This is a genomic window from Flavobacterium collinsii, assembly GCF_902804485.1.
Classification (GTDB): Bacteria; Bacteroidota; Bacteroidia; order Flavobacteriales; family Flavobacteriaceae; genus Flavobacterium; species Flavobacterium collinsii.
Genome location: NZ_CADCST010000067.1, coordinates 113,802 through 132,064 on the forward strand (window position 1 = coordinate 113,802; position 18,263 = coordinate 132,064).

Annotated in this window: 13 protein-coding genes; 2 read left to right on the top strand and 11 right to left on the bottom strand. The window is 36.7% G+C overall.

Annotation, left to right across the window (positions count from 1 at the left end):
* Nucleotides 1-75: 75 nt before the first annotated feature.
* Nucleotides 76-4,434 (bottom strand): T9SS sorting signal type C domain-containing protein, encoded by a 4,359-nt coding sequence (locus FLA105534_RS05940; protein ID WP_173965115.1) that lies wholly within the window; start codon nucleotides 4,432-4,434, stop codon nucleotides 76-78.
* A gap of 289 nt (nucleotides 4,435-4,723) precedes the next feature.
* On the opposite strand from FLA105534_RS05940, the gene FLA105534_RS05945 reads away from it, so the two are divergent.
* Complete coding sequence (locus tag FLA105534_RS05945; RefSeq protein WP_173965116.1) at nucleotides 4,724-5,197, top strand: regulatory protein RecX; 474 nt, start codon at nucleotides 4,724-4,726, stop codon at nucleotides 5,195-5,197.
* 365 nt (nucleotides 5,198-5,562) lie between these two features.
* Complete coding sequence (locus FLA105534_RS05950) at nucleotides 5,563-8,949, top strand: T9SS sorting signal type C domain-containing protein (protein WP_173965117.1); 3,387 nt, start codon at nucleotides 5,563-5,565, stop codon at nucleotides 8,947-8,949.
* 84 nt (nucleotides 8,950-9,033) lie between these two features.
* Here FLA105534_RS05950 and FLA105534_RS05955 read toward each other — a convergent pair whose 3' ends face one another.
* The 10 genes from FLA105534_RS05955 to atpD all read right to left on the bottom strand — a co-directional run bounded on the left by FLA105534_RS05955 (nucleotide 9,034) and on the right by atpD (nucleotide 18,171).
* A complete protein-coding gene (locus tag FLA105534_RS05955; RefSeq protein ID WP_173965118.1) occupies nucleotides 9,034-10,200 on the bottom strand; it encodes a beta-ketoacyl synthase N-terminal-like domain-containing protein in 1,167 nt (388 codons plus the stop codon).
* A gap of 199 nt (nucleotides 10,201-10,399) precedes the next feature.
* Nucleotides 10,400-11,671, bottom strand: a complete 1,272-nt coding sequence (gene bioA, locus FLA105534_RS05960) for an adenosylmethionine--8-amino-7-oxononanoate transaminase (RefSeq protein WP_173965119.1) — start codon at nucleotides 11,669-11,671, stop codon at nucleotides 10,400-10,402.
* Nucleotides 11,672-11,771: 100 nt separating this feature from the next.
* Nucleotides 11,772-12,389, bottom strand: a complete 618-nt coding sequence (bioD, locus tag FLA105534_RS05965; RefSeq protein WP_173965120.1) for a dethiobiotin synthase — start codon at nucleotides 12,387-12,389, stop codon at nucleotides 11,772-11,774.
* A 106-nt stretch (nucleotides 12,390-12,495) separates the two neighbouring features.
* Nucleotides 12,496-13,110, bottom strand: a complete 615-nt coding sequence (locus FLA105534_RS05970; protein ID WP_173965121.1) for a DUF485 domain-containing protein — start codon at nucleotides 13,108-13,110, stop codon at nucleotides 12,496-12,498.
* Nucleotides 13,100-13,603: an RNA polymerase sigma factor gene (locus tag FLA105534_RS05975; RefSeq protein WP_173965122.1), complete on the bottom strand. Its 504-nt coding sequence runs from the start codon at nucleotides 13,601-13,603 to the stop codon at nucleotides 13,100-13,102. The genes FLA105534_RS05970 and FLA105534_RS05975 overlap by 11 nt, the downstream gene beginning before the upstream one ends.
* A 7-nt stretch (nucleotides 13,604-13,610) precedes the next feature.
* On the bottom strand, nucleotides 13,611-14,474 hold the full coding sequence (locus FLA105534_RS05980) for a TraB/GumN family protein (RefSeq protein WP_173965123.1): 864 nt from the start codon (nucleotides 14,472-14,474) through the stop codon (nucleotides 13,611-13,613).
* 78 nt (nucleotides 14,475-14,552) lie between these two features.
* Nucleotides 14,553-14,750: a hypothetical protein gene (locus tag FLA105534_RS05985; RefSeq protein ID WP_173965124.1), complete on the bottom strand. Its 198-nt coding sequence runs from the start codon at nucleotides 14,748-14,750 to the stop codon at nucleotides 14,553-14,555.
* 215 nt (nucleotides 14,751-14,965) lie between these two features.
* Nucleotides 14,966-16,102, bottom strand: a complete 1,137-nt coding sequence (locus FLA105534_RS05990) for an aminotransferase class I/II-fold pyridoxal phosphate-dependent enzyme (RefSeq protein WP_173965125.1) — start codon at nucleotides 16,100-16,102, stop codon at nucleotides 14,966-14,968.
* 183 nt (nucleotides 16,103-16,285) lie between these two features.
* Complete coding sequence (locus FLA105534_RS05995; protein ID WP_173965126.1) at nucleotides 16,286-16,567, bottom strand: F0F1 ATP synthase subunit epsilon; 282 nt, start codon at nucleotides 16,565-16,567, stop codon at nucleotides 16,286-16,288.
* Between the two features lie 92 nt (nucleotides 16,568-16,659).
* Nucleotides 16,660-18,171 carry a F0F1 ATP synthase subunit beta gene (gene atpD, locus FLA105534_RS06000; protein WP_026984148.1) on the bottom strand — a complete coding sequence of 504 codons (1,512 nt, stop codon included), beginning with the start codon at nucleotides 18,169-18,171 and terminating at the stop codon, nucleotides 16,660-16,662.
* Between the last annotated feature and the right edge of the window lie 92 nt (nucleotides 18,172-18,263).

Consider the following 18,263-nt stretch of genomic DNA (forward strand, 5'->3'; position numbering starts at 1 on the left):
TCTTTTTTAAGCAAAAAAAGAATCCATTCCGAAAAACGGAATGGATTCTTTTTGAAATGAACTATTATTTATAGTTTATTGAAATATAATTTTTCTTGTAGCTGTAAAATCATTTGCCAAAGTTACCTTAACCAATAAAACCTGATTGGATGAAGGCAAATTCTGAATTTGTAGTTCTGTATTGCTCACCTTCTTTTTATTGTAAAGAATCTTTCCTGACACATCATACACTGTAACTTCCTTGATATTTTCCTGAGAAGATTGTATCGCAATTACTTTATTTTTTATCGAAACTAAGATCCCGTCTTTAACATTTTCAAAGTCTCCGACTCCTAAAGTTTTTCCGGTGTAACGCAATACTAAACGTTCTGTAAAGTTCCCCACTTCTGTTTTAAAAGTATAATTGCTTTGTGTTAAATCATGAATAACTCCTGTCGTTTTATCTTCAACATAAATTACCTGCTTCTCTAATTTACCATCTGCTTCGTCTATCGAAATCGTGAAATCGCCCGCTACAGCAGTTCGGTAACCTAAAGGAACAACATCTGAATCTGTAAAAGGCAACGCACGTCCCTGAATTACAAGTTTCTTCGTATCACTTATCGTATAAAAATCCAAATACTGGTTACCATCAAGAGTTAATCCGTCGTATAGAGTTTCATAATCGTTGGATGCCCCCTCTGCATAACCTAGCAATAATTGTTTGAAAGCTCCAGTTGTACTGATCAAGTTTAACCAGATACGATGTCTTTCGATAGTACTTTTTCTTGAAGTATTTGCAGGCCTGAAAAACTGTCCGTTATCAACCGCTCCTAAACGCATTGCGTTAGTAAACAATATTTTTCCAGCAGCCTTAGTGGTTAGAAAAAATGACTGCCCAGCTGCAATTTCTCCGGTTGGCTTATCACCACCCGAATTCGCTTTTGTTGATCCAAGCAGATTGAATGAAGCATAATCATCCGTAGTATATTGATTACTTGCAACAGGTTTTGCCGGTGTGTTGTGCGTCCAGAAATAAAGGGTTCCATTTATTACATTTTCATTTGTTTTTATAAACCCTTCTATGCCCTCTGAAACAAACCTCTCTCCACTTAAAGCAGACGGGTACGGATTCCCTATCAAATAACTTTTTCCTGAAGCCAACATTTCTGTTTCTATATTTCCATTATTCGGAACTCCTTTAAAACTTGCCGGATAAGCTGTCTTAGAGCTATTCGAATAATTGGACGGGGCACGAATAATATACCCTTTACCTACCACCATATTATCATTCCTGTTCATTCGCACCCATTGTGTACCATCGAAACCGTAATACATAGTGCTAGGCGTTAAAGACGAAAGATCTACCAATTTTTGAGGGCTTACCGGAGTAGACCAATACACATAATCTTTTAGCAATATAGGAGGAGTGGTTCGCTCATAAGTAATATCGCCAGTATTGGTTACGTTATTCTTTTGCACTAAACTTGCTGTATTTTTAAAAGTCATTGTACCACCACTAAGTACTTTAACATCATTGGTAATATTTAAAGTATGCCCGACCGCTATTATAACATTTGCTCCGGAATTAACTTCACAAGAACATCCGGTCACATCTCCTGTTGACGTAAAATTTGTGGCAAAAATAAGTTTCTTACCTGCTGTCGTAGGAGTATCCCAACCATTGTTATAGGTCGCGACGGGAAGCGGATTAATTACAATCCCCGCGGTCGCCAAAGATGTACAGGTACCATTTCCAACCGTGTAGGTATACGTTCCTTCCCCAAGATTAACGTCTGTAATAGCTGTTCCTGTATAAGGCACAACTACTGCTCCGGGTGATCTTGTTAAAGTACCGCCGGAAGGAAGTCCGCTTAAAGCAATACTACCAGAAGTTGTACAGGTTAGTTGGGTAACTGTACCAACTGCAGGTGTCGCCGGAAGTGGATTTATCACAAAATTAGCCTGAACTCTACAACTTGTGTTACTCGCAAATGCAGCAAAATAAGAAGTAGTCCCCACGGTATTTGTATCTATTAATCCTGATCCCACAACACCAACAGGATTAAAAGAAGCCCCTGTAGCTATAGCATTTCCACCTGTTGCATCCTTATACCAATTCACCCCGGTACTAATTTTTCCTCCAGATGGAGGCGTGATTTTCCAGGAAAATCCTCCTGTCGTAATTGGGCCATCATAGGTAGTTGATATTAGCGTATAAATTGTTCCTGCATTCAATGTAACCGTCATTAAAGGTTCACGGTCACTTCCACTATCATCATCTCCTCCAATGAAACTGCCAGTAGAACAGCTACCAGGTACAAAAGCACCGGAAACGATATACCCCATACCATCATAAGTATTATCAGGATTCATTTCAAAAGTATATGTTCCCGAAACTGTTACCTGAAAACTGCTGGCAACATAATATCTATTATTGCCTCCGGGAAAACTACATGATGTCGTTCCATTTGGTCTGGCTGCAAGTGGATTTGTATTTGTCCACAAACCTGCAATTACAAGTCCCAAATTTGTCGACGGATTTGCCATCATACTGCCGCTACCTCCCTTACATACTGCCGCATCAGTTGTTAATACTCTGTTTATTGTAACATAGGCTGAAGAAGAATAAGCAATTGGACAACTTCCATTTTGAACTACAGCACGGTAACTTGTTGTTGACGCTACATTTGTAGCTGTATAAGTTCCCGCAGTATTTGATATCGCATTTACTACTGTAGCAAAATCATCAGTTGAAGATTCCCATCTAATTACTGATCCGGTACGTCCATTTAATGTTAATACAGTACTATTTGTTGCCGAACAACTTGAAGAACTCCCAGTAACTGTTCCTCCGATACTTCCGGCATTTACTGTTACCCCAAAAGTTCTTGTTGTACCAAATCCGCAACCATTCCATGCTCGAACTACAATACTTCCGCTTTGTCCAGTAGATTCAATATTAACTGTAATTGAATTTGTACCTGCCCCACTAACAATGTTCCAACCCGATGGTACAGTCCATTCATATGAAACAGCATTAGTCACGCTGGCAACACTATAAATCTGATTATTAACGGATGTACATTGTGTTGCTGCTCCCGTAATTAGTCCTGGTTGTGCCGGTTGACTCGGGCTTGTAACAAAGGTAACCTCATTACTTTCATTAAATACACAATTCACACCCGAGGCATTAGTCGCATTAATTGTCGCAATTCGCTTGTATTTTGTTATTATATTAGTTCCCGTTGCATTAGTAATTGCGGGAGGGTCATAGGTTCTTGAATTACCGTTAGAAGGAACATTCGCATAACTTGCTCCATTAGTTGAAACCATCCATTGATAATTAATATATGGATTTTCTATTTCTGTCCCAGAATCATTATACTTGAAAGAACCCTCAATTACCGCCGGATTTCCGCCTGAACAAAAATTAGTTGTTGCCGGAGCTGTTATTGTATTGGCATTTGGATCAAAAGGTATTGTTTGGAAACTTAACTGATTATTACCCGTATTTTCATAATAATCTAAAACAAGTTTTGAATTCACCTCAAGATTAACTAAAATATAATCATAATTTGTAGGCGTTTGCTGTACCCATCGATCAAAAACTCTATTGTCGTCTATATACAAACGAACACCATCATCACCCGTAACCTTTACAAAATAGCAACCAGGAGCTTTATTCCAAGTCATACGATAACGTACTGCAAAATTATGTGTTTCAATGCTTCCTCTGACATTACCTTCTGAATACACATCAAAACAATTCGTATCATTGTTTGCTCCAAAATTAAAATTTACCGGAATTACATCTGAACCAACATCATAGTATCCCGCATAATTTGTTGCTGAATTCGTAATAAATGGATAGGTAGTTTCAGAAAGAGTCGCAGGTGAAGTGCCTCCGGGAGGAGGAGTACCTGTCCAATTATAAATATATCCTTTCCATGAACCTACTCCATAGCCCGTTTGAGAATCCATCGTACTGGTACTGGTGTTGGCTACCGTGTTTAATGTCATCGAAAGCGTAGTAGCCGTAGTGTTTCCTGTACTTGAACAATTGTTATTTCTTAACAGTAAAACTCTAATTTTACCAGAAAAAGTTGCTGTCCAGGTTATGCTGGTACCATTTATCCAACTGTTTTGAGCTAAAACGCCATTCGTTAGTGCCGCATCGTCAAAAAGCCCTAAATATTCAGTATTCTGTCCTGTAGTTCCTCCACTCCAAATATCTGGCACTGAAAAGGTATAATTATATCCTTTAATCACATTAACAGCAACATACTCCTGTGCTCTTAGTGTCCCAACTGTAAGAGGACTTGTTCCATCAATACAAAAAAACTGATCTGCTCCTCGCTGACTCGTTCCAAAACTTGGATAACCAGAACACTGTCCATAATTTATAAGGTAAGTAAAAAACAATACAAAACTTAATAGTAGTTTTCTATTCATGGGGCTATGTGGTATTTATGATTAAATTTGTTTTTACAAACAAAACACAAAACGTACTGTATTAAAAAACACAGTTTATTTATGTTCTGTTTTTAAATAATAACGGCTAAAAACCTGTTTTACAAGGTCATAATAAACTGTTAATTTTTGCGTACAAAAATATTATAATTCCCCACATATACAACATTTTAGCTGAAGACTTTTTTGAGAAAAACAAAAAAAATAGTTGTGTTTTTAACATTTAAATGACTATTTTTAGCAGCAACCGTTAAAAAGAAAGAAAAAACACATGAATTCAATCTGCACTCCAAAAGAGGCCTTACTAAAACTAGAACACTATTGTGCCTATCAGGAACGTTGTCATGCCGAAGTAGTTTCTAAATTGTACAGCCTCAAAATGACGGCCGATGAAATTGATATGATTGTAGTTCAGCTGATTGAAACTAACTTTCTAAACGAAACACGATTTGCCTGCAGCTTCGCCAGAGGCAAACACCGTATTAAACACTGGGGCAGAATCCGAATTACAAATGAACTAAAAGCAAAACAAATTTCTTCGACCAACATTACGCTTGCTTTAAAAGAAATTACAGCCGAAGAATACGAGACCACTTTTGACCAACTTTCTGAACGATGCTGGAATGGCATTACCGAAAAAAACACCTTAAAAAAACGAAAAAAATTCTGCGACTATATGCTTCGTCGTGGATACGAAAGTTTTCTTGTTTACGATAAAGTCACTTTACTTGAAAAAGAATTCTAGTCTATAAAAATTCCAATCCTTACCTCATTCCTTCTGGGATTTTCTCGTCAAAATCACCACACTCACACATTCCATTTTCTTGCGAATTTTTTACTCATAAGACGTTTTTTATACTTATAACTCTAAAAACCGGATCGTTTTGAGTGTTATTTTACGATTTTTCTTACACTATAAAAGTATTATTTATAAGAAATAACATAAAACTACATTTTCAAACATGCATTTCGTCGACTATTTTAACGTTTTGTCGATTAAACAGTCATTACCAAAACCGCTTATTTACCGAACACGTAGATGTATCTATCTTTGCCCGGGCAAAAATTTATCCTGTTCCGGCATAACAAATTGTATAGAATACACCTACTATGAAGAAAACTTTACTTTTTAAAACACCTTCTTTTCCCTTTAATCTTTCGTCAAAAAATTTTAGTTCCAATAGAAAAATTAACTTTTTTTCAGCTATAAAAAATACCTTCGAATCTTCGAAACTTTACTTTAGAATACTGGTTACTTTCATCCTACTAATCAATGCCAGCAATTCGAATGCGCAATGTAACTCCGGCGCAACTGCTGGACCTATTCAAAGTAATACGGATAAATTATGCGTAGGTGTTTCAGCTACTTTCTGGTCTACAGGATGGAAAGGAACCTGGTCCTCATCAAATTCCGCAATCTTAGAAGTTTCAACTGATAGTGACGGCCGTGCAATAGTCACTGCGAAAGCTCCCGGAACTGCCAGCGTAATCAATACTGTAACACAGTCAAATTGCAGTACTATCAAAACTGCTCAAAAACAAGTTACTGTTTATGAAGCTTTAGGCGCTACTGGAGTGATTTCAGGTGCTAATCCTCAATGTTCCGGAAACACTGGACAAGTTTATTCCATTCCACCAGTAGCAAATGCAACTAAATACGTTTGGAATGTACCACCCGGATGGACTATTACATCAGGAGCTAACACAAATTCCATTACTGTAACCGTAGGTAATAGCTCCGACAATATCACAGTTGTCGTATCTAATGACTGTAAAACTAATAATGCGAAATACAAAAATGTCAACATTACAGATCAAAAAACACCTAGCCCCACTATTACAGCTAGTGGGACAACAACATTTTGTCAGGGAGGCAGTGTTACACTTACTTCAACTAAGCAAGATAAGTATCTGTGGTCAAATGGCGAAACAGGTCAAAGCATAAACGTAACCACTTCTGGTACCTACACGGTAACAACAACAAAAGATGGATATAATTGCCCAAGCAATGCCTCAAACAGTATAGTTGTCAATGTACAAGCAGGATTAACATTCACCAATCAACCGCAGGACTTAATTACCTGCGAAGGTCAGTCCGGAACCTTTAGCGTAACCGCATCTGCCTCGAATGCTACCTACCAATGGCAATATTCTGCCAATGGCTCAACGAACTGGACCAATACCAATGGGGTTCAAGGTGTATCAGGTCATACTACGGCAACCTTAAATTTGACCAACCTTCCTTTGTCCTATAGTGACTACTATGTTCGTTGTGTCGCAAGAAGCCCAACCACTTGTCCTGCCAATACTAACACAAACTCAAATACTGCTAAACTAACGGTTAACCCATCATTAAAAATCACCTCACAGTCGACCGTTACTCAAACCAAATGCCTCAACGATGCCTTTACACCTTTAACGGTTACTGCTACAGCATCAGGAACCTTAAACTATCAATGGTTCAGTAATACTACTGCAACTACCACAAACGGAACGGCATTAGGAGCTTCAAATGGTGCCAGAACCAGTAGTTACACTCCACAATCCACAACATCAGGAACATTATATTACTATGCGGTAGTAACATCAAGCTGCGGAACAGCAACCACTGCAATTTCAGAAGCTATTATTACCAAACAAGCAAATATTGCCCCAACAGTAGGAACTATCAAACAACCTACCTGTACTATACCAAGCGGAAGTGTTGTTTTAGAAAATGTCCCTGCATCAGGAAGATTACTGGAGTCACGAGGAACTGTATACAATTATACGACTTCCGGAACCACATACGAAATTTCAGGATTAGCTCCCGGAACTTATAAATTTGCCGTTGATGATAATTGTACAAAAGTATACTCCTCGGATGTTGTCATCCTACCTGGAAATGTATGGAATGGAACTGAATGGTCAGGCGGAACACCATCACTAAACGACCTGATTCATTTTACGGGAAATTATATAGCAGAAACAGATCTTAACGGATGTTCCTGTACGATTGACAATGGAGCGACTGTAACAATAAAATCAGGAGTAACCCTGACTGTTACAAACAGCATCGATGTTGACTCCGGATCTTTAGTATTTGAAAACAACTCAAGTTTAATACAAAAAACTAATGCTGTAAATACCGGAAATATTACTTACATCCGTACCAGTCCTCCCATATTCCAAAAAGATTATTTGTACTGGTCCACCCCGGTAACTCCGCAAAAATTAGTAGGTGTTTCACCTTCTACGCCTGCCAATTTTTATTATGGCAATGATGGCACACAATGGGTACGAACCAATAGAGAAAGCAATATGATTGTTGGAAAAGGCTACATTATTCGAGGACCATCGAATTACACCAATACCAATAAACAAGAATTTACCGCAACTTTCAAAGGAATTCCAAACAATGGAGATCTGGAAGGAGAATCACTAACCGCTACGAAAGCTCACCTGATCGGAAATCCGTATCCGTCTGCCTTAAGTGCCGATCTGCTTTTAAAAGAGAATCCAATGTTAAACGGAACGCTCTATTTCTGGACGCACAACACTCCAGCAAAACCTGTAGCAAGTAATCAGTACAGTGCTGATGATTATGCTTCCTACAACCTTAGTGGAGGAGTTTCTGCAAAATCAGATAAACAGCACAATAATGATCCTGCAAAAGACAAAGGCACTAAACCGACGGGCAACATAGCAGCCGGGCAAGCCTTCTTTGTAACAACGAATGCTGCAGGAAAAGTCAAGTTTAATAATTCAATGCGATTGGGCGGATCGAATAACGGTCAGTTTTTCAGACCCGGAAACACGTCAAAAGCAGCAGCTATAGAAAAACACCGCATTTGGCTAAACATGACCAATGCAACGGGAGCTTTTAAACAATTGCTAGTAAGCTACATTGAAGGGGCAACCAATGACTTTGAAACTAATTACGATGGGTTAACTTTTGACGGCAATCAATATTTGGATTTTTACACTACGGATCAAAAAAACAAATATGTAATTCAGGGACGTGCTCTGCCATTTACAGATACCGATCTAGTTCCATTAGGATACCGCACAACAGTTGCAGGTGATTTTACTGTTGCAATTGACGAAGTAGACGGAAACATGAGCAATCAGGCCATTTACATTGAAGACAAAACTACAGGAACTGTCCATAATTTAACGCAAAGCAATTATACTTTTAAAACCGAAGTCGGTACCTTTACCGAACGCTTGACACTGCGCTATAAACCAGGCAAAACTTTAGGTACAGGAGATTTTGAAAACATCGAGAATAGCATTCTTATTTCGACTGGAAATAAAACCATTCAAGTGTCTTCATCAAAAGAAAACATTAAACAAGTTGTTGTTTTTGATATTACTGGTAAACAATTATACAATAGAAACAAATTAAACAGTGCAGCTTTTCAAATTGAAAATTTACCATCTGTCAATCAGGTTTTACTGGTGAAGGTCACTTTAGCAAATGATTTTACCGTTACCCGAAAAGTATTGCTTCAGTAATCGTTAATTCGTTCTATAAAAAAATCCATTCTGTTTCTCAGAATGGATTTCTTTATATCTCAACTTGGTATTCGAAAAATTAAACTAGGGCTTTTCGATCAAAACGCTAACTGCATTTCCTCCAAAACCTACCGCATTAATCAATATTCTTTTAAGGGATTTAGTCTGTTTTTGTTCTTCTCCGAAAGGCACTCCAATAAAAGTATCGTGCTGAAACATCAAAAGTGCCAACTCTAAACTCAATATACCGGAAGCTCCAAAAGTATGTCCGATCTTCCATTTATTAGTAGTTAGCAAAGGCAGCTGAGAATCAAAGACCTTTTCGATAGCGCGCAATTCTGTTAAGTCTCCTTTGATTGTTCCCGGCGCGTGCATCACAATAGCATCAACGGTTTCGGGAGCGACATCTTTTAACGCCATTTTCATTGATTTCTGAAAACAGGTTGCTTCTGCAGAAATTGAGATATTATGTTCCAAGATTTCCGTTGCATAGCCAACTCCTGTAATATACGCCAATGCATTTTCTTTTTCTCCGGCTTCCAGACAACAAACCGCTGCCCCTTCCCCTAAAATCATGGTGTTCTGCGTTTTCTCAAAGTCAAAAGCCAGATTAGGCCAGGATTCTAACTCCTGATCAATTCTGGAATATATTTTAAGAGCTCTCATTTGAGCAATCGTAAAATCTGTCAATGGAGCTTCACTTCCACCCACCAAAAATTTATCCGCCATACCGGACTTCAACCATGCCACTCCATTTAACAAAGCATGAAGCGCCGTTGAACAGGTTATAGAATGAGATATTTCCGGCCCCGTACTTTGCAGGTCATGAGCGATCCATGATGATATATTCCCCAGAGTTGTTGTTGGAGAAGCTAAAGTTTGTGCCTTTCCGGTATCAATATATTCTTTGTAATGTTTTTCGAATAGGTCTGTCGCTCCTCGGGACGACCCAATATTGATTCCAAAAGTATCTTCTGAATTCCATCCTGCTTGTCGAACCGCTACTCTTGAAGCTGCCAGAGCAAACAAAACCGAATCATCTAAAAATTTATATTTCGGATCAGACTCCCTCACTTCCGCTACAATTTGTTTAGATTCGGCATCAAGAGCTGCAACAGATGTTTCCTGTTGATCTAAAAATTGTTTCGTAAAACAATGCTGACGATCAAGGTACTTTTTCCAAACTGAATCTGTCGTATTTCCTAAAGGTGAAATAGAAGAAAAAGCTGTTATGGAGATTTTTTTATTCAATGTTTGTAATTTATAACCCTAAGGTTGTTTTTCTAACTGTAAAAGCCACAAAATACTACTCTGGACTTTTATGTTAATCCTAAATTCACTCCTTTTCACAAAAGTTCCCGCAACAATCCCTTTAATTTAGAGTACTTGCGCTGCTTCACATTTTAATTCGGAGTAAATCAGTTCAATCCGTGAAAATCTGTCGGCAAATTTACACCATTTCGATAGCATCTTCAATTGTTTTGTAGACTTTTTGAAGCTGTTCGTCGCTCATTACATATGGAGGCAAAATATAAACAATGTTTCCTACGGGACGCAAAACAACTCCTTTGTCGATAAAGAAATTATAAAGTTTGGTACGCATAGAACCGTAATAACTTTCCTCAGATTCTGATTTAATTTCTACGGCAAAGATAACCCCCAGTGTTCTGGCAGTAATTACTTTCGAATGTTTCTCGATTTTCTTCTGAAAATCCAAATGGCTTTTATGAATTCTTTCAATATTAGCCTGCATTTCTTCCGTATGCAACAAATCAATACTTGCCAAAGCCGCAGCACAACCTGTAGGATTTGCTGTAAAAGTATGCCCGTGAAACAAAGCCTTATTGATGTCATCATCATAAAAAGCATCGAAAACTTCTTGTGTAAAAGTCGTAATCGCCATTGGGATCGTTCCTCCGGTTAATGCTTTTGATAAACAAATCATATCAGGAACTTCTGTCACATAATCCATTGCAAAGGTTTTCCCGGTTTTACCAAAACCTGTCATTACTTCATCAGCAATAGTAAGAACATTATGCTCTTTACAAATCTGCATTAGTTTTGCCAAAGCTTCCGGTTCATACATAACCATCCCGGCAGCACCCTGTACCAAAGGTTCAAAGATAAATCCGGCACAATTATACTTTTGGATTACATCTTTCAGCGCATCATAGCTTTCCTGCTCCTGCCCTTTTACCGGAACCGGAATTCGGACTACATCAATAAACATTCCCTGAAAAGCCTGTGTGTAAAAAGATATTCCACTTGCGGCCATTGCCGCGAAAGTATCCCCGTGAAAAGCATTTTCAAAAGCAATTATAGTTGTTCGCTTTTCATTTTTATTGAAAAAAAACTGCAACGCAACTTTGATTGCCACTTCTACTGCTGTAGAACCATTATCAGAAAAGAAAATCTTCTGTTGGTTTTTAGGTAAAATCTCAATTAGTTTTTCAGCCACTTTGATGGCTGGCTCGTGTGTGAAACCACCAAACAATACATGTTCTAATGTGGTTAACTGTTTGTAAATCGCATCGGCAATAAATCGATTACTGTGTCCAAACGGATTTACCCACCACGAAGCAATCGCATCAATATATTCCTTACCATTCTCATCCCAAAGTAAAGCACCTTCACCTTTGGAAATTGCAATGGGAGTTTGTGCTGTTTTATGCTGTGTATAAGGATGCCAAAGGTATTGGCTGTCTTTTTCTGTTAATGTCATCTTGTTTAGAATATGGATATTAGAGTATAGAAAATAGACTAAACTCTACAATTTTGACAAAGATAAGAAAGTCTATTTTCTTTATTCTGCCTTCATTTCTCTATAAATTAAGTAAGTTCTCTCGAAACAAATCTGCATATTCCCTAATTACATTCTGATCAAAATAGGGTTCATCATCAATTCTTCCGATACATTTTATTCCGGTTCTATTCAGAATTAAACTTTCCGTCGATTTATTCTCGTTTCCACTAAAGATGATACCTGCAACTTCAAAGCCTCTATTCTGAATCGCTTCTATCGTTAGAAGTGTATGATTAATGCTTCCCAAATAATGTCTTGAAACCACAATTATTTTATAATCCGACTGAATTAAATCTACAATGGTATCTTTTTCATTTAACGGAACAAATATTCCGCCAGCTCCTTCAATTACCAAATGATTAGTAGTTTCGGGTTCCACAATTTTCTTTAAATCTATCGTAAGCCCGTCAATTTCTGCTGCCAGATGCGGACTTGCCGGTGTGTTTAATTCATATGCATTAGGGTAGAATTGAGATTTTGAGTTTGAGATATGAGATTTTACTTTATGTGTATCACTAAAATTTAAATCTCCGGCCTGAACGGGTTTCCAGTAATCAGCCTCTAAAGCTTCAACAACGATTGCCGAAGTAACGGTTTTACCAACATCAGTTGAAATTCCGGTTATAAATATTTTCATACTTCTTTTGTTTCACAAAGACTCACAAAGTGAATATCCGTTTAATAATTGATGCAAAAATACCAATAAAAAACAAAACCCATCATGGCGACAGGTTTGTTATTTTTTATTCTTCTTTCAGTTCGTCTATAACTTTTCGGATTTCCTTAGCATACTTCCCATAATAGTGATGCACCCACCATTCGGTAAACACTCCTATCATTAAGATTGTAAGTACAAAAACGAGCACTATTAGTCCTAATTTCCTGTTAGCAAAACCCTCATTTAAGATCTGTGTAAAATCTGGCATTTCGTAAAGAATAAATCCAAAGAAATAGATTAGAAAAAAAGGCGATAACGAAAAAGTAAAAGTCTTATAAAGCTGCATATTAAGCCTGATATCAAGATATGTTTCGTATAGACTGTCTTTAGTTTTCAATGCGACCTTATCTAATCTTCTATAGAACAAAAAAAGCTGCGTTAAATAATAGATGTATATAGCAACTAATATTCCGAATATAAAATAGTAAGGCACTACTAAGTTCGATGGAAATTTACTGTGTACTGGCAAAAGACCTATGATTACCAAGGATAAAATTTGAATGAAAAACTCCATTCTTAAACTTTTTCTAATCCTGTCCAAAGGCATACTTGCAGATTGTATTTTTTCTAAATTATTTGGAACAACAACATTTTCAGTCTTTTCATTATTCCATGCGTTTTGTATATCGTTAAAATCCATATCCCTGATTTTTAATTATTTCTTTTAATTTTTCCTTTGCTCTGTTTAATTTCACTCTGGCATTTCCTTCCGAAATTCCTAAATTCTCACCAATCTCTTTATGAGAGAAACCTTCCAGTTGATAAAAAATGATCGCTTTATCAATTTTTTCGAGTTTTTGAACCGCTTTATAAAAATGATCAATCTGACTTTCTTTAATCTGCGAATCACCTTCATCTTCTTTAATATTCTCAGAGGCGATTTCGTACTTATCAACCTTTCGCTTTTCCTTTTTCAGAAAAACAATGGCTGTATTCACTGCTACACGATACATCCAGGTCGAAAACTGACTTTCATTTCTAAAAGAATCATACGATTTCCAAAGCTGACAAATAATCTCCTGAAACAAATCCTGTTGATCGTCAGGATTATCCATGTACATCTTGGAAACTTTGTAAAGTATTCCTTTATGACTTTCGATCCGATTTAAAAATTCTTGTTCTTTCTCTTTCAAAATAATCTTAGTTCATTATTGGTTTTACCTTATACCCTGCTTTTCTTAATAAATTAATTACTCCGTACTCACCTCCCAAATGCGCCGATCCTACAGCAAAAAAGATCCTTTCTTTTTTCATTAATTCCGGCATCTTCTTAACCCAATTGCTATTTCTATCGTCTAAGATAATCTTATTTGTTTTTTCACTCGACATTTTTTCATCAGCTGTAATATCATACAATCCCTTTATATTTTCACTCTTATAAAATGCAACCGACTCAGAAGTTAGCGAAGCGTTTAACCCTTCCAACATATTAAGTAATTCATCATCTGTATAGGCATTTTCGAGTATTTTCATTTGACTTTTTACCGTTTCTAAACCTCCGATTTCGATATTTCTTTTCTTAGCTTGCTCGATAAACTCCATTTCATAAAGTTTAATATCGTCACAGCCAAAACTTTTGACAGAAATCAGGCTCATTACCGTAGCCAGACTCAAAGCGTCTACCTGTTTCACCCTCATTCCGGTTGCTTTTTGTAGAATTACATCTAATTTAGCGAGTTGTTCCGGGCTCAACTTCTTACTTAATGGCTCTTTTCCCATAGCCATTTGCTGCATATCTGCCATTTCTTTTGGATCTGCCAAATCAATTTCTAAAACTAATTCAGTAGAAGCTTCAAATGCCTTCTTTGTTTTTTCAGATAGAAAATAATCTTTTGAGCATATCGCATGAATTGTTCCGTATAAATAAGATGACTTTGACAGTCCATTTCCCGACACTTCCCACAAAAGCGAATTTTCAAGTTCTGAAGATTTCACCTGCGCTTGTGCTGTTCCGTTAAAAAATAACACGATAGCTGCGATTGCTGATGTAAATAAATTTTTCATTTTGTTAATTGATTACTTGATTGATGATTATTTGATTTAGTTTGATTGATTGTGCTTTGATGATTGATAGAATACGTATTACGATTTGCTGTATTTTTTTCTCTGCCAAGATGCCATTGAAGCAAAGAAAAGGCAAATCATAACCAGAAGTAATTCTTTATTCGGTTTATCTAAAACAAACTGATTCACTAAAGAATAGCCAAGTCCTACAGAAGCGGCAAAGACAAATACGAAGTTGAATACTTTTTCGGTAACTGATATTGAAGTTGTTTTCATAATTATTTTGGTTTATTTGATTACGACTCGTAAGTAATCAAACAATCAAAACGTTACAAAAAATTCTAAACTTTTTTAAAGAAACCCATAAAAAAAGGGGAGCCAAAGTTTTTTTAATCATTTATAGTTTCAAAGAAATACAAAAAAAAGAGCCCAACAAAATAACTTTGTGAAGCTCTGTGACGACTTTGCGATGCTTTGTGGAACACCAAGTTTTAAAATACGAAATTCCCTAACAATTCTAAAATCTGGTTGATTTCCTGTTCTGAATTATAACTATGAATACAAAAGCGTAAACGTTCCTGACCTTCCGGAACGGTTGGAGAAAGTATAGGTTTTACATCGAAACCTTTGTCCTGAAGCTGTTTTGCCAATCGCTTCACATTTTCATTTCCCTGAACAATCGCCGACTGAATAGCCGATTTACTCCTAACAAACATTGGCTTTAGACCTAACAAGTTTTTTTGTTGATTGAAAAACACTATGTTCTGACGCAACTTCTCAATCGTTGCCTTTTCCACTTCCAATTGCTGATAGGCTATGAGAATTGTAGCAACAGAATGCGGGGAAAGTCCAGTAGTATAAATAAAACTTCTGGCGAAATTTATCAGATATTCTTTAAGATCAGAACTTCCTAAGACTACGGCACCATGACAGCCCAAACCTTTGCCAAAAGTCATTATTCTGGCGAAAATCTTGTCATGCAATTTCTGGTATTGCATCAAACCTTCACCTTTGTCTCCAAAAACACCCAAAGTGTGTGCCTCATCAACTACCAAATAGCAACTGTACTTCTCTGACAGCCCTACTAACTCCTCTAGATTTGGACTATCTCCATCCATAGAAAAGACGGTTTCGGTAACAATATAAATAGTAGTATCCGGAAACTTCTGAATAAGATGCTCCAGATCTTCAAAATCATTGTGATTGAATTTATACGATTTTGCATTAGACATTATGATTCCGTCACGAATAGAAGCATGACTTAACTCATCATACAGAATTACATCATTTCGTTGCGGCACAGCACTAAAAAAACCAACATTGGCATCGTAACCCGAATTAAAGATTAAAGCCGATTGAGCGTCATGAAATTCAGCAATAAACGTTTCTGTAATTTGATATAAAGAGTGATTTCCTGAGATCAATCGCGATCCGGTTGCGCCGTTTTGAAAAATTTCGTTTTCCAGCAAATAAGCATGAGTAAGCTTAAAAATAGATTCTGATTTTGAAAAACCGATATAATCATTTGACGAAAAATCTATTCGGTTACTAAAAACCGGTAATTTTCTAAGCGAATTATTCTGCTTTCGTATCTCTAATTTCTGATTCAGGTTCTCCGGTAATTTCATAAAAGCAAAGTTATGAAATTGATTGCAAAATAAACAGTACGGCTAATACTGCCTGTTATTTCCATTCAATTATCAAAATTAAACTTGCAAAAGCAGCATTCTTTTAATAGTCAAAAAACATAAATTAAAGCATAAAAAAGGCCTCAATTACTTGAGGCCTTTTCTATTTATTCTAAAATTGTCTTAGTCAACTAAAACAATTACTTTATTATCTTTCATTTCAACAGTACCTGATGCAATCTCTAATGTATAGGTTTGATCGTTTACTTTTGTGAATTTACTCGCTACTTCTTTAGAAAAATTAAACTTTGCAGAAGCAATTTTAATAGTTCCTTTTTCCAGAATAGAGACAATAGGAGCGTGATTATTCAATATTTGAAAGCTTCCATCAACTCCAGGCAATGTAACCGATGTTACTTCTCCTGAAAATAATTTTGCTTCTGGTGATACTATATCTAAAATCATAACTTTTTTTTAAATTCCAAATTATAAAATCCCAAATCCCAATTTTGGAATTTGGAATTTTTATTTTTTGATGTTTGTCAAGCTATGCTTGATTATGCTTCAGCTAACATTTTTTCTCCAGCTTCGATAGCATCCTGAATAGAACCTTTCAAGTTGAAAGCTGCTTCAGGAAGATGATCTAACTCACCGTCGATAATCATGTTGAATCCTTTGATAGTATCTTTAATATCAACCAATACTCCAGGAATACCTGTAAACTGCTCCGCTACGTGGAATGGTTGAGATAAGAAACGTTGAACACGACGTGCTCTTGATACTGATAATTTATCTTCTTCAGATAATTCTTCCATACCAAGAATCGCAATAATATCTTGCAATTGTTTGTATTTTTGAAGAATTTCTTTTACTCTTTGTGCACAGTCATAATGCTCATTTCCTAAGATTTGAGGAGTCAAAATTCTTGAAGTAGAATCTAACGGGTCAACCGCAGGATAAATACCTAACTCAGCAATTTTACGAGACAATACCGTTGTTGCATCTAAGTGAGCAAACGTTGTTGCCGGTGCCGGGTCAGTTAAGTCATCCGCAGGAACGTAAACCGCCTGTACAGATGTAATAGATCCTTTATTTGTAGAAGTAATACGCTCTTGCATAGCTCCCATCTCTGTTGCCAAAGTTGGTTGGTATCCTACTGCAGAAGGCATACGTCCTAAAAGTGCTGATACCTCAGAACCTGCTTGTGTAAAACGGAAGATGTTATCAACGAAAAACAATACGTCTTTACCTTGATCAGTTCCTGCTCCATCACGGAAATACTCAGCGATAGATAATCCTGAAAGTGCTACACGCGCACGAGCTCCAGGAGGCTCATTCATTTGTCCGAAAACGAAAGTAGCTTTAGACTCTCTCATTCCTGGCATATCTACTTTAGATAAATCCCATCCTCCATTTTCCATAGAGTGCATGAAATCATCACCATATTTAATAATTCCTGACTCTAACATCTCACGAAGTAAGTCATTTCCTTCACGTGTTCTTTCTCCTACTCCTGCGAATACTGAAAGTCCACCGTGACCTTTTGCAATATTGTTAATCAACTCCTGGATCAATACTGTTTTACCAACACCTGCACCACCAAACAATCCAATTTTACCACCTTTTGCATAAGGCTCGATCAAATCGATTACTTTGATACCTGTGAATAAAACTTCTGATGAAGTTGACAAATCTTCAAATTTAGGAGCTTGTCTGTGAATAGACAAACCGTTTTCACCTGTTTTAGGCAAGTTTCCTAAACCATCAATTGCATCTCCAATTACATTAAATAAACGTCCATATACGTCTGGACCGATTGGCATTTGGATTGGATTACCAGTTCCAACTACTTCATATCCTCTAGACAAACCGTCTGTTGAGTCCATAGAGATTGTACGAACAGTGTTTTCTCCAATGTGAGATTGTACTTCTAGAACTAATAAAGTTCCATCTTTTTTAGTGACTTCTAGTGAATCATAAATTTTTGGAAGTTCAACATCCTTACCGTTGAAAACTACGTCAACTACTGGTCCAATGATTTGAGCAACTTTTCCTATTACTTTTGACATTACTTATGTATTTATTAAATAGCTATTTAGGTTTATCGAAAATACCTCTTTTTTCAGAGCGCAAAGATAAATTTTTAAAATATAAAATCAAT